The 16,362-nt window shown below is 64.7% G+C and carries 6 protein-coding genes; all 6 read right to left on the reverse strand.

Going from position 1 to position 16,362, the window contains the following annotated elements:
* Window positions 1-162: 162 nt before the first annotated feature.
* A complete protein-coding gene (locus tag CHB99_RS16995; RefSeq protein ID WP_052419406.1) occupies window positions 163-2,181 on the reverse strand; it encodes a hypothetical protein in 2,019 nt (672 codons plus the stop codon).
* A 200-nt stretch (window positions 2,182-2,381) separates the two neighbouring features.
* A complete protein-coding gene (locus CHB99_RS17000) occupies window positions 2,382-6,155 on the reverse strand; it encodes an RHS repeat domain-containing protein (protein ID WP_052419405.1) in 3,774 nt (1,257 codons plus the stop codon).
* A gap of 79 nt (window positions 6,156-6,234) precedes the next feature.
* The gene (locus tag CHB99_RS17005; protein WP_042123428.1) at window positions 6,235-9,129 is read right to left on the reverse strand and encodes a hypothetical protein; all 2,895 of its coding nucleotides are present in this window, start codon (window positions 9,127-9,129) and stop codon (window positions 6,235-6,237) included.
* Window positions 9,129-11,471: a hypothetical protein gene (locus CHB99_RS17010; protein ID WP_042123427.1), complete on the reverse strand. Its 2,343-nt coding sequence runs from the start codon at window positions 11,469-11,471 to the stop codon at window positions 9,129-9,131. The genes CHB99_RS17005 and CHB99_RS17010 overlap by 1 nt, the downstream gene beginning before the upstream one ends.
* Window positions 11,468-13,831 (reverse strand): hypothetical protein, encoded by a 2,364-nt coding sequence (locus tag CHB99_RS17015; protein ID WP_042123426.1) that lies wholly within the window; start codon window positions 13,829-13,831, stop codon window positions 11,468-11,470. The genes CHB99_RS17010 and CHB99_RS17015 overlap by 4 nt, the downstream gene beginning before the upstream one ends.
* Entirely contained in the window at window positions 13,828-16,176 is a 2,349-nt protein-coding gene (locus CHB99_RS17020) for a hypothetical protein (RefSeq protein WP_042123424.1), read from the reverse strand. The genes CHB99_RS17015 and CHB99_RS17020 overlap by 4 nt, the downstream gene beginning before the upstream one ends.
* Between the last annotated feature and the right edge of the window lie 186 nt (window positions 16,177-16,362).

Raw genomic sequence — 16,362 nt, forward strand, 5'->3', positions numbered from 1 at the left:
AAGTGACCACGGTCAACCCACGCCAACAGACAAGCGGCTCACCGTGAAACGGCGGCGAGACTACAGATGCCAAGCCTAAGAAGATGTAGGAATGGCCTTACGTTACTGACGGTTTATTCGACAGCCCCGTGATCGGTCGAACACGGGGCTGTCGCTCCGAGGTCAGTTCGAGGGGGGCGGAATCGGGCAGGAATTCGTGGGGGTGTGCATCGAGACCACCGCCTCGACATCCAGCGAGGTCACGGTTTCGTCGCCCATCTGGAACGAATAGACCACCTGCGCCCGACCATCGCGGCTACCACCTTCGGGGTTGTAGGTCGGCAGGATGTAGGTCTCGTACGGCTGCACCCGCCAGACGAATCCCGTCGCCGGGGTCGCGCCACCCAGGGTGATGGTCTCGGTCTTGATCGCATCGTTGATGACTTCGCCGCCGCTGATACGGTTCCACGGGGTCCAGGTCAGGGTCAGTTGATCGCCATCGCTGAGGTAGCGGCTCAGGTCCGGGACCTGCACGCGCACCGCCGGGTCCAGCTCGCTGGGGTCGTCGACGTCGTACAGCGAACGACAGGTCAACCAGCCCAGCGGCTGGCTCAGGCCGAGGAACGTGGGCGCGGTGGGGGTCAGGATGATCGCTTCGACGTTGACGTACGCGGTCGGCGAATGCTGCCAGTTGTTCGAACCGGGCGAGCCGATGCGGTAATACACGGGGATCTGCGCGTTGTTGCCGGCATCCTCGATATAGGACCAGGGAATCTCCACGGCGATGGTATCGCCCGGCGCCATGCCGGCCTCGACGATGAAGCGCGCCTCGGGAACCGGCACGTTGTTCCAGTAGAACTCGACGATCTCGCCGGGATTGATCGGCGCCCAGGCGAGGAAGCTCTGCATGGCGTCCTGCCCGGCATCGGCACGCTCCAGGTGATCGAGGTTCCCCGACACCTTGCCGCGGGTCTGCAGGATGTCCAGGACCGGGTTGATCGGGTCCGGCCAGTCCGGGTCGGGCTCGGGACGCGGCGGGCCGATCACCGAGAAATCCACGTCGACGGAAATCGCCGGCGCGACGAAGGGCACCGTGCCACGCAGGACCCGGTAGCTGACGTTGGTCGGCAGCGGTCCCTGGGCATCGGCGTACTCGCTGCGCAGCACCGAGGCCGGCACCGACACCTGAATCGGGGTCACCGGTGAAGAACCGATTTCCTCGGCATACAGCACGGTGCTGCCCCAGGTCACCTCGATGCGATCGCTGGGCTTGGCGTTCTGGAACTCGGGAATCCTCACCACCACACCTTCGCGGGCATCGGCCAGGTCGACCAGGTTGTCGCCTTCCGCCTGCGGCACCTTCGGCGGCAGCAGACCGGTGGGCAGCGGCCCGAGGGCCACGCCCACCGAGGTGTAGTACGACAGGCGACTGAGGTTGGTGGCCTTGTCCATCAGCTCGTAGAACACCACGCAGCCACCGTCACCCTGCGCGCGCACGGTGTCGGCGGAAAAGGTGATCTGCGCGGGCTCGCCGGTCACCGGCGCGCTGCCGGCGATGGGTACGTCGGCGGGGTTCTCGGGCAGCGGCATGGCGATCCAGCGGTAGGTCACCACATCCCCGGGCTGGCGGTCGGCATAGGCCGGGATGGTGGCGACCACGCCCTGCGGATGCTCGACCAGGTACTGATCGGTGATCGGCACCTCGGGCAGCACCAGCGCCGGTGGACGTTCGTCGAACCAGGGCCGGGTGCCGTCGCAGACGATATGCAGCGGTGGCGAATAGCCTTCCTCGTGGTTGTAGCGCAAGACCCAGTAGCGCAGGGTGTAGGGCCCGTCGACCTGCAGCAGGTCGACGGGGATCTTCAGGGTTTTCAGGGGGAAGGTGCCATCGGCGACCGGCGCGGTGATTTCCTGGCTGGCGATCTCGATGAAATCGCTTTCCTGCGGCGCGTGACCGCGCGCCCATTCCAGGTACAGGGTATCGGTGAGTCCCGGACTGAGTGGCAGGTCCCATTCATGGATGGTCACCACCAGGTCGTTGCGCAGGAAATCCTTGTGCAGGGTACCGTCGACATCGACGATCGCGCCCGCCTCCAGCTCCAGCGGTGCCAGCATCCGCGTCTCGGCGCGGCGCCGGAGCTGGTCTTCACGAAAGCGCGCGCGCGCCTGCGCCGCCCTGTCTTGCTGCTGTGAATCTGTCATGTCGTGCATCCTCTTCGAGACCGTTGACGCGCCCGCCACGCTGACCACGACCAGCGTGGCACCGAACGCCTGCGGACCATTTAATACCCGGGACGAAGCGCCGGGTACTGACAGAACTGCCAGGTAGGAACGGGCGACGCACCCGCGAAAAAGCCGGCGCGCCAGGCACCGGCCGGGCAACGCACGGGGGTGATCCGGAATTACCGCGCCGCCCCCTCTTCAGCCTCGGGCGGGGTCGCCAGGCCGCTCTGCCGTTCGGCCAGCAGGTTGCCCGCCGCGCGCATGAAGGTCGTGCCCTCCTCCCCCTGGACCAGACTGGCCAGCTCGTCCTCGCGGTAGAAACGCCGCCCGGTGCCCTGCGCATCGGACAGGCTGGCAAGGCGGTCCAGCGGGTCGTAGCGATAGCTGCCCGCCTGCGCGCCCGCGGTGTCGCTGACCGTGAGCAGGCGCCCGAGGGCGTCGTAGGCGAGCTGGCGGCCCTGTTCGTCGCGGATCAGGTTGCCGTCGGCGTCGTACTCCAGAAGGATCTCCCCGGGGTAGGCCGCGGCGTTGTTGGTGATGCTGGTCAGTTGCGCGGGGTCGGCGGGATTGTCGTAGTGATAGTCGGCGCGGTTGGTCGCCTGCGGCGACTGGGTGATCACCCGGGTCATGTTGTCCAGCCCGTCGAACAGGAACAACTGGCTGACGATGACCTGACCATAGGCATCCACGGGCGGCTGGCTGCCGCTGCAGGTGTAGTTGTACAGGCGGCCGCGCGCATCGTATTGGTAGGTTTCCGCGCGCAGCACCTCGTCGCCCTCCTCCAGGGTGCGGGTGGCCAGGGCATCGACCTCGTTGTAGGTCTGGCTCAGGTACTGGGTGAGCTGGCCGAACTCGAAGGTGCGCAGGACCTCGCGGTCGAACTCGTCGTAGTCGATGAGGGTGTGCACGCGCTGGCCCTGGTCCCGGGTATCGATGCTGCGCAGCCGCCCCAGATCGTCGTAGCCCAGCTCCGTGACGGTGCTGCCCAGTTCGGTATGGAACAACCTGCCGAAACCGTCGTAGCGGTACTCCTGGGTCTGCCCGAGCACATCGGTATAGGCCAGTTGGCGCCCGCGCAGGCTGTAGCTGTAGTGCATTTCGTAGTACTGGCCGTTGTGTCTGCGCGTCTCGCTTTTCAGCTCGCCGGTGCTGAAATAGTCGCGGTGCAGTTCGTCATTCGGCTCATGGCAGTACGTCAGGCGGGCATTCTGGTGGTCGTAGTCGTATTCGCTGGCCGGTTCGCCGACCACCTGACGCAGCGAGGGTTCGTCGCCCAGTTGCGGCTGGTACTCGTAGAGAATGCTTTTTCCCGCCGGCGTGGTCACCTGCGATGGCTGGGTCTGTCCGGGGTCGTAGGTGTAGAGGCGCAGGCGCCCGCCGGTGGTCGAACTGCTCATGCGCAGCAGGCCGTCGAAGGTCTGCTCGCCGAGCACCTTGCCATCCACGCTGATGCGGGTCGGCAGGTCGTCGGCGGCGTGCTCGACATACCGCCGGGTAACCACGGACCCACCTGGCAGCCGCGTCTCGATCAGGCGCGAGAACACGTCGTAGCGGTATTCGGTGTCGAGGTCGCGGGCATCGGTTTCACCGTGGGTCCGGCCAAGTCCGTCGTAGCGGTACTCGTGCAGGCTGACGCGCTCGCCGGCGAGATCGAAGCGCTCGATGCGCGCGGGCTTGTCGAAGCGGTTGAGCCAGGTGACGGTCTCGCCGCCACGCAGCGCGGACGCACCCGTGGCCTGTTTCCAGACGCGCAGGATCGGCCCGTTGGAGGCCGGGGTGCCGATCGGGTCGGTCTCCTCGTGCTGCGCCACCCCGTCGGGGCCGGTCACGCAGCACTGCTGACCCCAATCGTCATAGGCGATGGTGCGCGGCAACGCCCGGGTGTCCGGGCCCAGCCAGTCGTATTCGATTTCGCCGATCTGCTGGCCAAGCTCATCGAACTGCCCGATCCAGATATCGCGCCAGGCCCGGGTGCCGCCATCGACATCCTCGCGTTCCTCGCGCACCGCGCGATTGAGGCCGTCGACCCAGGTGCGGGTGTGTACGTTCTTGACGTCGACCATCTCCTGGCTGGCCTGCTGGCCGTGCAGGCGGGTCAGCGAATAGCTGTAGAAGCGCGAGGCCGCGAACGGCGTGCCGGGTGCCACGGTCTCGCTGACCACCCGGCGCAGGTCGTCATAGGCGTAGCGGATTTCCACATCGTTGTCGTCGCGGGTCAGTACCGCTTCGCCGAGCACCAGGGAGTGTTCCAGGGTGGTGGTCTTGCGGGTACCGTCGGCGGCATTGAGGGTTTCCACGGTACGCAGCACGCCTTCGCCAGGCACAAGCGCGTAGGTGAACGCCGTCACCCGGGGAATGCCATTGAAGGTCTCGATTTCACGAAGCAGACGACCGTGGTGGGTGGCATCGCCGGGCGTCAGCACGTACTCGCGCTGCACCAGGCTCAGCATTCGCCCGCCTTCGGACAGCGACTCCTGGGTGTTGCCCAGCCAGGGCTTGACCGGCATACCGTCGAGGGGCGCGAAGGCCTCGTAGCGAAAGCCGGTGATCAGTACCGGCGCCTCGCCCTCGCCGTCCGGCGCCGGGGTCACGCTGGTCTGCTTGAGGCTGCGGACGAAACCGTCGGGATCCGCCGGGCAGCCGTCCTCGCCGGTCACCGCGTAGTAGGTGTGGCGGGTGGCGATGCCGCTGGCATCGATTTCCAAGGTCAGGTTGCCGTGCTCGTCGAAGCCGGTCTCGAGCGCCTCGCTGCGCCAGCGGCTGGCATCATCGGCCAGTTCCCAGCGGGTCTCCACGCGCTTGGGCAGCTGGAACTGATTGGGTTGCTGGTCGAAGTTCACGTCTTCGGCGTGGTAGGTGTTCAGCGTCCGCCGGATGAAGCGGTTCTGCCGGGTGGTTTCCTCGATCAGCAGATGGAAGCGGTTGTACACGCGCTTGACGGTGCGCACCACGACGCCATCCACCCGGTGCTCGGCGGTGCTGTCGTACTGGTAGGTGTGGTCGATCTTGTACAACTGGTCCAGGCCATCGACCTGATACTCGATGGCCGAACCGTTGCCGAGGAAGTTGCCGACCGAATAGGTGTAGTCCACCTCCATCGGTGGCTGGCCGAAACCGGGTTCGAGGCGGTGACGCGTGACCCGCGGCAGACTGGGCCGCGGGGTGCTGCCGGGAAACGGATGCCCCGGGTCCAGGTAATCGATGGTCTCGCGCCCGCCCACCGGGGTCTGCACTTCGACCAGGCAGGTGACGCCGCGGAGGGTGTCGTAGCGCAGGCGCCAGGAGGCCAGGTCCGCGCTGGGCAGGACGATCTCGCGCACCAGCCCGGCGGTCATGTCCATCAGCACGCGCTTGCCCGGCACGTCCTCGAAGGGCGCGGCGAGGATTTTCAGCGCCGAGGTTTCGCGCAGCACGCGCAGCAGTTCGCCGTGCTGGTCACGCACACTCGCGAGGCGCTGGCTGCCGTTGTACGAGGCGTATTCCAATTCCAGGCGATGGCCGCTGGGAGCATGGATCCAGCGCGGCAGGGCAACGCGCTGATCGGCGCTGCCGGCGGCCTTGAGGATCTCGACCAGGCCGCTCTTGTGCACGATGCGATAGGTGTTCTCGTCATCGACGAAAAAACGGAAGCTGAGCAGCTTGCGCTCCTTGATCGCCGGCTCCTCGCCGCTGCCGGTGACCTTGAAGGTTTCCCCGGTGTACAGCGTCAGCAGGCTGTCGGCGGGGGTGTACTGCGACAGGTTCAGGTTCCAGCCGAGGCCATAGCCGCTGTCGATCATGTTGAGCGGATTGAAGTCCAGCCGCAGCGGCAGGTCGGGGCCGCACAAGGCGTTGCTCTTGAGTTCGGGCAGGCTCACGGACAGGGTGTACTGGCCCGTGCGCGGATCGACGCTGCTCTGCATGAAACTCATGAAGTTGAAGGCGTTGGACTGGATCGCGGTCTTGCTGGTCATGGCGGCACTCTCGACAAAGGCAATCAGGCACAGCCCCGCGCTCGTGAGCGCAACCGCCACAAGCGCGGGGCATGCCTACTCATTGAATGTTCAGGGTCAGGACGTTACGGCCGTCGATCACGCTCGGCGCCAGGAACGACACACGCAGGCGATGGCGGTTGCCCTCCACGTCGCGCAGGGTGAACGTCACCGGCCCGTCGAGCAGCGCGCGGAACATCCAGTACGGCTTGCCTTCGGCCATGCCGTCGTACCAGAAGCCCATGTCGGCGACGCGATGCAGGCTGACCAGCAGTTGCCCCGGCGACGGCTCCTTGCCCGGTTCCAGCAGTTCGCGCGCGGGGGACGACGGCACCTTGTCGAGCAGGCGGTGGAAACTGGTGTCGAAGGTCAGGTGCGTGGGCCGCTGTTCGACCCCGGAAAAGTCCGAGCGGAAGGGATGGAACGCGTAGCCGGTATAGCTGAAGAAGGTCTCGTCCAGTTGCTCGCTTTCCCAGCGGATGGTCGAAGCGTTGGCCTCGATGCGCAGCGTGGCGAACGGCACCGGGTACAGGCTCGCGCGCCGGTAAGCGATGCGCCAGTAGTCCACTGTATCGAGGAAGTAGGTGAAATCGTCATCGCCTTCGAAGTCGCCTTCGCCGTTGTAGACCCGCTCGCGCACGATGTCGTAGTCACGTCCCGGCCCGACGATCGGGTCCTTGCGTGGTGGCTCCACCCCGGTCAGCTCGATCTCGGAGATGTTCACGCTCGGATCGTTGGAGTTGTAGACCTGATTGTCGTCGCCGGTGAAACGCGCGAAGAAGGTATGCGACCCCTCCTTGCCCATGTGCATCCACAGCGTGCGGAAGCTGGTACCGGTGTTGGCCGGCACTGCGGGTGGCGGGTCGTCGCTCTCCCCGGCCGCGGTGGGTGAATACAGGTTGAAGCGGTTGCGCTTTTCGTGGACGGCCCAGTCCGTGCTGTCGCCCTCGGCGATGCCCTCCTGGTCGGCCGCGATGAACTTCAGGTCGTTGCCGGTGTGCGCATCCACCAGACGCAGGGTCGCCAGCTCCGTCGGACTGAGCTTGATGTACACGTCCTGACCACCCATCTCGACCGTCTTGGTCGCGATCTCGATCACCAGGGGAATCTGCTGCTGGCCATTGGCATAGGCCTGGACCAGGCCACCGGCGGGCGACACGGTGAACTTGTCCAGGTTGCGCCAGCGCGGCGGCGCGATCTCCCTGGCCTTCAGGCGCACGATGCTGAAGCCGCTGGCGATGGGCAGTTCCATGCCCTCGGGCACGAGGTCGCAGCGCACCAGGCTGATCGGCGAAGCGCCTGCCTCCTGCGGCGCAATGAACGTACCGCCGCTGTCGATGCTGCCGCCACCCTGCACGCTCCAGCGCATCCACTCCGGCGGGAAATTGCCGTAGAAGCGGATCGGTACGCCGAAATCGATCTCCGGGACGAAGTACGGCTCGATCGGCACGCCGGCGGCACCTTTGCTGAGCACCACCGCAGCCTCGATGCGCTCGTTGCCGGAGGTCACGAAACATTCGATGGGTTGCAGCACGAACGGCTCGTCGATGTCCGTCGGCGGCGTGTAGCGCGCGCGTCCGCCGCCCAGGTCTTCCAGGCTGCCCAGCGCGGGTTGCGGCAGACGCCAGCGCAGGGTTCCGCCCGCCAGCCGCGACGCCCTGAACTCGATGGCCGCCGCGCCCACGGCGCGTACCATGCACCGCGGATACAGGCTCATGCCGGCCATGCGCCCGAGCAGCGAGGCGGTGACCTGGCGCGCCTGTCCGTTCTCGCTGTACTGCCCGCGCACCAGCGCCGGCGTCGCGTCCAGGGCCATGGTCTGGGCATCCGGCGCGGTGTACAGCCCGGTCGCGGTGATCTTGCCCAGCGCCAGCGGACTGCCCAGGCTTTCGGTACTCCAGGTCACATTGGGGATCACGCTGCCGTCGGCGCGCCGGGCGACGAACTGCTGCGTATGCCCCGCTTCGATACTGCCCAGCCGCGGTTCACTGCGCGCCGTGCCGGGGCCGGCAGCGATGTTGCCAAGGATCAGCAGGTCATGGGGCTGATGCCGCGGGCCGCTCTCGACGAACAGGCTGCGCCCGGGAAACATCAGGTTCTTCAGCACATCGAGCTGCGTTTCGTCGACCCAACCGACCAGTTCCTCGGCAATCACCAGCGATGCCGACCAGCGTGGGTCCTGCCCCTGGAGGTCGTCAGGGATCAGGTAGGGGAAGTCGCCGTCGTCGACCGGTGCCGAGCCATTGCCCTGATTGGCGCGCAGACGCACGAACACCAGCACCCCACCGTCGCCCCCGCTGTCGCCAGGCGCGGCCTGGGTGGCCAGGTGGAACGAGACCGGTGCCAGGGGGTGATAACTGTTGAAGTCGAGCAGCCCCAGTTCGAAGCGCAGGCGGTTGTCCGGCTGCAGCCGCATGCGCTGCAGGATGAACTCGCCCAGCGCCTCCTGCTCCGGCACCTGGTTACCCAGGTTGCAGCGGGCTTCGTAACCCTGAGCGAGGTCCAGAACGATCCGCCCGCTGCCGTCGATATCCCCCACCGCCTGGGCCAGCTTGAGTTTCATGGTCACGCTGAAACCGTGCTGTTCGTCCAGCTCGCCGGTGGACACCAGCAGCGCCGGCATGCCCGAGTGCTGGGTCATCAGGCTGTAGCTGCCGCTGATCAGCGGCAGGGTCAGGGTGACCGTGGAGTTGCGCAGCGACGCCGACTCGAACGACAGCCGCGGCGTGCCCAGCCTGATGCGGCTCAAGGTCGCGACCACGGTACCGTCCGGATTCAGATTGAGCATGCCGCTGACCGGCAGCATCTGGTGGAACTGGCCCATACGGTCGACGAACTGCTCTTCCAGCAGGGCGTTGAGACGGCTGCGACCGAAACACAGGATCGCACCCCAGCCAAGGGTGATCGGGCGGCCTTGCATCGCCGTCAGCAGGTCTTGCAATGACTGTCTGTCCATCAGTGATCCTCCTCAACGGGACGGGAAAGCAACGCGCCGGCATCGGCCAGTATCTTCAGCATGTCGGGTAGCGGAATCAGCGGCAGTGGCAGCACGCAGTAGCCGATCATCGACATCGGTCCCCGCCAGACGCAGGAGACTACGGCGAAGCGGTGCTGCCCCGTCGTATCGACGGTGAACAGGCCATTGCCATCAATGCTGCCGGAGCCGGCCAGCAGTCCCCATTCCAGATCGAAGCCATCGGTCGGGGCGCCGTTGGAAAACAGCGCCTTGCATTGCACCTGTTTGGCGTTGGCCGTTGCCTCGTAGAAGACCTGCAGACCCTCCAGGCCATGGGGGACGATTACGTAAGCCGACTGCTGATGCTTGGTCTGGCTATTGGTGACCACCACTTCATCGACAACGAACTCCGCGTCCTTGATGTAGGGACCGGCGGTGTACAGGTGATCGACGTCAGGCTCGTTGCTCGGAGCGATGGTCGCGCCGTTTTCGGGGTTGGCGACTTTCCAGGTCAGCACGCCGTCACCCAGGGTTCCCGCGGACATGGCCCGGCTCTGCCCCACGCCGCAGACCTGCACCAGCGGATTGACCGAAATGTCCCTGACCACCACGGTGACCAACGCGGTGCTGGTGTGCTGACCCAGTGTCGCCTTGACCTTCACCCGCTTGTAGACGCCCTCGATCGCGCTCGCGGGCGGCGCGGTGTACCAACCGTTCTGATCGATGGAACCGACCGCCCCGCTTTCTCCGGGTAAAGGCTCCACGCTCCAGGTGACACCGTTGCGGTTCGGCTCGGTGTCGAACTTTTCCCGTTGCCCATGACCGACGATTGGCTCCAGCGGCGTGATGACGAACTCGGTCAGGCTGGGCGAGACATGCCCGAACAGCGCCAGGTCGGCCGGCAGGTGAACGCTGTCGAGCACCACGCTGTTGTCGCCCTTGAACAACAGGCTGTTGAGGCGAAAAGCCTCGACCGGGTCCACCGTGTCACCAAAACCACGCAACTTGGCGGAGAGCTCACGTATCACCATCGACCTCACAAGTCGGGTCATGTCATTGAGCATCACGGGTGAAAGAAAATGCACGAAATCCAGGGGTTCTACCCCGGCATACACCGGTACCGCATAAGAGCTCTTGAGCTCGACGGCCCCCGTCACCGGGTTCAATGCCAATCCCAACAGCACCGTCGTTTTCCAGTCCAGTCGAACGTAGTCCGCTTTGTCCGCGCCATTGGGCCCACGCAACTTCACCCAGATGAATCGATCGGTACTGCCGGACATAGTCACGGTCAGGAAATTATCCTGGTGAAGAACGAAGCTGAAATTGGACGCATCGTGAAGTGGAAGCCAGAGGACATTGATCTCGACGAACGCGAAAAAATCCGAAGACTCTCTCTGGTAACCCATGTCCAAGTAGCCGGCGGTCGCCTCCAGCCCCTGTAGAAGTCCGCCCTGGTGAACCCACTTGTACTGGAAGGAATCTCGCGCAGCGAATTGCTCGCAGGCACGAAGCATGATGCTGCGCACCAAGAATTCCCGTCCCATGAGTACAGTCGCGGAACAACCCTCGGGAATCAGGAACGGCAGGTCACCATCATCGACGGGTAGGCTGCCGTTGCTTTCCCCTTCCATGGCGATGAACACCAGCACCTCCCCCGAGCCATATTCGCGAGTGCCGGGCGTGCGGCTATTGGGCGCCGCATGGGTACGGATCTCGAACTTGCCCGGTTTCAGGAACTGGTCATCCGCCATGCCCATCTCGTTGAGCACGAGCGTTCTTCTGGGTTCCTCCTCCTCGCCGAAACGCGCCATGAAGTGCTTGCCACCCTTCTCCCGCTCATGCTTGGTGCGGGCGAAGGTCAGGCGAGGATTTTCACCCGTCGAGATATCCAGAATGACCTGGCCCGACCGATTGACGTGCCCCGTGCTCGCCTGCAGGGAGACTTCGGACTCCAGCAGCGGACCATCCATGGCATCCAGCGAATGGATCTTCTCCACCCGCGCGGATCTCCAGCCCCCCGGCTTGCTCAGGGTCAACTGGCTGCCGCCGATGACCTTCTGGGTCAGCATGACCTTGGAGTCCTTGAGGGTGGCATTGGTGAAGGACAAGCGCGCGGCGTCGAAGATGTAGTCGTAGGTATACTCGGCTGTCTCGTCGGTGGTGGGAATCAGTTCCCGGAACGGTGGCAGGTAACTGCCGCTGTCGAAGCGCTCGATGTACTCCTGGCGCAGCACGGTATTGGTCTTGTCGCGATCGTAGGCGAGGATGGCGCTCCAGCCATAGGTCCGGGGCGCTCCGGCGAGCCATTGCAACAATTCCGCGAGTGGTGTCTTGTCGTTCATTTTTCGCCTCTTTCTCCGGCTGGGCTCGAGAGCAGACGCTCGGCCTCACCCATGACGTTCAGCCAGGCGGGCAAGGGGATCAGCGGGATCGGCAGGATGCAGTAGCCGATGTAGGGGAAAGGCATTCCGGGTAACGCCATGAGGCAGCCGACTACCGCAAACCGGTGTTTCCCGGCCGAATCGACGCTGAACAGGCCATTGCCGTCGATGCTGCCCGAGCCCGCCAGCAGCACCCACTCCAGCTCGAACCCGTCGGTGGGCCCGCCGTTGAGGAACAGCGCCTTGCACTGCACGCGGTCGGGATTGGCGTCCGCCTCGTACAGCACCTGCAGCCCCACCATGCCGTGCACGACCAGGACATACGCCGACTGCTGATTGCCCGTCGCATCGTTGGTGACCACCACCTCGTCGACGACGAATGACTCGGTGAGACTCGCCGGGCCGGCGGTGTACAGGTGATCGCCATCCGGTTCGGTGCTCGGTGCGATGGTCGCGCCGCTGGCGGGGTCGGCGATCCTCCAGGTCAGCGTGCCCGTGCCCAGGGTGCCCGCCGACATCGCCCGTATGTGCCTTGGGCCGCAGGCCTGCACCAGCGGGTTGACGGAAATGTCGCGGACCACCACGGTGACCAGCGCCGTGCTGGTGTGCGCGCCCAGGGTCGCCCTGACTCTCACCCGCTTGTAGACGCCCTCGATCAGGCTGGCGTCGGGCGCGGTGTAGTTGCCGTCCTGGTCGATGCTGCCGACCGCGCCACTGTCTCCGGGCAGGGCCTCCACGCTCCAGGCGACGCCGATGCGGTGCGGATCGATAGCGAACTCTTGTCGCTGTCCGTGACCGACGACCGGTTCCAACGGAGTGATGGCGAACTCGGTCAGCGCCGGCGAGACACGGCCGAAAAAGGCCAGGTCTCCTGGCACATGGGCACTGTCGAACAGCACGGCGTTATCGCCCCTGAACAGCAAGCTGTTGAGGCGGAACACATCGACACCAGCGAAGTACGGAATCAGCTTGTCGACCAGCAGATGCTCGACGTACCAGGCAACGGTTGTCCTGGCCAGCCTCGCTACCGGTTCGAAGTTCGCCATGACCGGTGGATGACTGATCAACTGGTTCGGGTCCACTTCGTACCGGGCGTAGGAATCGTCGGGCTCCAGCACCAGGCCGACGGCACCCGATGACGGGTCGACACTGACCGAGTAGGTATGGCGCAAGTTCCAGTCCACTCTGACGGAGCCCTGGTACTCCCTGCTGTCATTGCGCAACTTGAGCACCATGAAGGGCCAGTCGCGTCCTTCCATCTCGACAATGACCCTTTGTCCCTGGAAGACCACATCGAAACGCTTTTCCACCCCGGCGAACGACATGACCAGACGATCGATCCGCATGGATTCATAGACGGGATCGTCGTGGACGTACTTCCAGACCTCCCAGGCCAATGCAGTCTCGATCCGGACCCGACTGACGAGTCCGCTGCCATCCTGAACCAGCGAGTACACCGGCCCGGCCGCCAGCGCGGGCTCGAAGGACGGCATGAGTATCCGATGGATGCAGAACGCCTGCCCCAGCAGCACGGTCGCCGAGTGGCCATCGGGAATCAGGAACAGCAGGTCACGGTCATCGACGGGCAGGCTGCCGTTGCTTTCTCCCTCCATGGCGATGAACGCCAGCACCGCCCCCGATCCGTGCTCCGGCGTACCAGGGATACGGCTGTTGGGCGCCGCATGGGTACGAATCTCGAACTTGCCCGGCTTGAGGAACTGCTCGTCACTCACGCCCAGCTCGTTCAGGACGAGCCGCCGCCGGGGCTCCTCCTCCTCGGCGAAGCGTGCCATCAGGTGCCTGCCGCCCTTCTCGCGCTCGTACTCGCTGCGGGCGAAGGTCAGGCGAGGGTTCCTGCCCTGGGAGATATCCAGGATGATCTCGCCGGCCCGGTTGACATGCCCGGTGCTCGCCAGCAGGGAAACCTCGGATTCCAGCAGCGGTCCGTCCATGGCATCCAGGGAGAACACCTTTTCCACCCGGGTGTAGGAGCCCGTCGGTTTGCTCAGACTCAATTGCGTACCACCGATGACCTTCTGCGTCAGCAGCGCGTTGGAGCTGCTGATGGTGGCATTGCTGAACGACAGGCGCGCGGCATCGAAGACGTAGTCGTAGATGTACTCCGCGGTGTCGTCGGTGGTGAGAATCAGTTCGCGGAGCGGTCGCAGATAATTGCCGCTGTCGAAACGCTCGATGTACTCCTGGCGCAGCACGGTGTTGGTCTTGTCGCGATCGTAGGCGAGGATCGCGCTCCAGCCATAGGTCCGGGGCGCTCCGGCGAGCCATTGCAACAATTCCGCGAGTGGTGTCTTGTCGTTCATTTTTCGCCTCTTTCTCCGGCTGGGCTCGAGAGCAGACGCTCGGCCTCACCCATGACGTTCAGCCAGGCGGGCAAGGGGATCAGCGGGATCGGCAGGATGCAGTAGCCGATGTAGGGGAAAGGCATTCCGGGTAACGCCATGAGGCAGCCGACTACTGCAAACCGGTGTTTCCCGGCCGGATCGACGCTGAACAGACCATTGCCGTCGATGCTGCCCGAGCCCGCCAGCAGCACCCACTCCAGCTCGAACCCGTCGGTGGGCGCGCCGTTGAGGAACAGTGCCTTGCACTGCACGCGGTCGGGATTGGCATCCGCCTCGTACAGCACCTGCAGGCCCACCATGCCGTGCACGACCAGGACATACGCCGACTGCTGATTGCCCGTCGCCTCGTTGGTGACCACCACCTCGTCGACGACGAATGACTCGGTGAAACTCGCCGGTCCGGCGGTGTACAGGTGATCGCCATCCGGTTCGGTGCTCGGTGCGATGGTCGCGCCGCTGGCGGTGTCGGCGATCCTCCAGGTCAGCGTGCCCGTGCTCAGGGCGCCCGCCGACATCGCTCGGGTATTGCGCGGGCCACAGGTCTGTATCAGCGGGTTGACGGAAATGTCGCGGACCACCACGGTGACCAGCGCCGTGCTGGTGTGCGCCTCCAGGGTCGCCCTGACCCTCACCCGCTTGTAGACCCCTTCGATCAGGCTGGCGTCGGGCGCGGTGTAGTTGCCGTTCTGGTCGATGCTGCCGACCGCGCCACTGTCTCCGGGCAGGGCCTCCACGCTCCAGACGACGCCGATGCGGGGCGGATCGATGAAGAACGCTTCTTGCTGCCCGTGACCGACGATCGGCTCCAGCGGCGTGATGACGAAGTCGGTCAGGCTTGGCGCGACCTGGCCGAACAACGCCACGTCACCCGGCAGATGAACGCTCTTGAGCACCACGGCGTTGTCGCCCTTGAAGAGGAGACTGTTGAGGCGAAACACATCGATGGTGCCCACCGCCTCGCGGAAGGCACCGAGCTTGCTGTCGAGTCCGTCCCGCAGCATCCATATGATCAGTCCGGCCAGCTCATCGAGCGCCGCGTAAGGCAGGGAAGCGAAATCCAGGGGTTTTATCCGGCCCTCGGTGGCCACTCCGCCAACCTCCTTGAGCCTGAGGGTCCCGGCCAACGGGTCCGCGTCCAGCTCGTAGGTCAATCTTGCGTGCCAGAACAACTGGACGTTGCCGTTGATCGTCTGGCCGCTCTGACGCACCTTTACCTGAACCAGCTGGTACGCGTTGCCCTCGATCTCCACCCGCAGCTGATTGTCGCGGAACGTCACGGAGAAGCTCGCGAAGTCATTGTGGAGCGGCAGCGCGAGGTCGGCGATCTGCACGCTCTCGAGCAATTCCGAACTTTTCTGCTGGGGCCCCAGGCTGACGCGGCCGGAGGTCGCCCGCAATTCATGGACAAAGTGGTCCTGATGGAACAACTCGTAGGTGAAGTTGCTTCCGGCGGCGAACGCCCGACAGCCCTGGACGATGATCCGCCGTGCGAGAAACGCCTGTCCCATGAGCACCGTCGCGGAATGACCGTCGGGAATCAGGAACGGCATGTCGCGGTCATCGACGGGGATGCTGCCGTTGCTTTCGTCCTCCATGGCGATGAACGCCAGCACCGCCCCCGACCCATGTCCGGGCGTGCCGACGACATGGCTGTTGGGTGCGGCGTGGGTGCGAATCTCGAACTTGCCGGGTTTCAGGAACTGATCGTCCTCCACCGCCAGCTGGTTCAATACCAGAACCCTTTTGGGCTCTTCCTCCCTGGCGAATCGGGCGAGCAGGTACTGGCCGCCCTTCTCGCGCTCGTGCTCGGTACGCGCGAAGCTCAGGCGGGGATTGCGGCCCGTCGAGATATCCAGGATGACCTCGCCGGCCCGGTTGACATGTCCCGTGCTCGCCTGCAAGGAGATTTCGGACTCCATCAGCGGACCGTCCATGGCATCCAGGGAATAGACCTTTTCCACCCGGACGTAGGAGCCCGTCGGCTTGCTCAGGGTCAACTGCGAGCCACCGATCACCCGCTGCGTCAGCATCGCGTTGGAGTGGCTGATGGTGGCATTGGTGAACGACAGGCGCGCGGCATCGAAGACGTAGTCGTAGATGTACTCCGCGGTGTCGTCGGTCGTTGCGATCAGCTCGCGGAACGGCGGCAGATAGCTATTGCTGTCGAAGCGTTCGATGTACTCCTGGAGCAGGACGGTGTTGGCCTTGTCGCGGTCATAGGCGAGGATCGAGCTCCAGCCGTAGGTGCGGGGGGCTCCGGCAAGCCACTGCAACAGTTCGGATATCGGCGCTTTATCGTTCATCTTCGTGGTCCTGTCCGGTCAACCGTTTCAACTCGCGGGGGTGCGCTTCCGAGCGAAGGCCCATGGCAATCGCCAGTTTGCTTCGAATGTTTTTACACCCCGTTGAAGTCGTTCGAAACTGACAGAATTGACAGGTATCAATACGCCATAACCTGTGCTGGCGCGGTGCTCCAGCGTCTCGCGTGG

It is taken from the genome of Pseudomonas japonica, assembly GCF_900188455.1.
Lineage (GTDB): Bacteria > Pseudomonadota > Gammaproteobacteria > Pseudomonadales > Pseudomonadaceae > Aquipseudomonas > Aquipseudomonas japonica.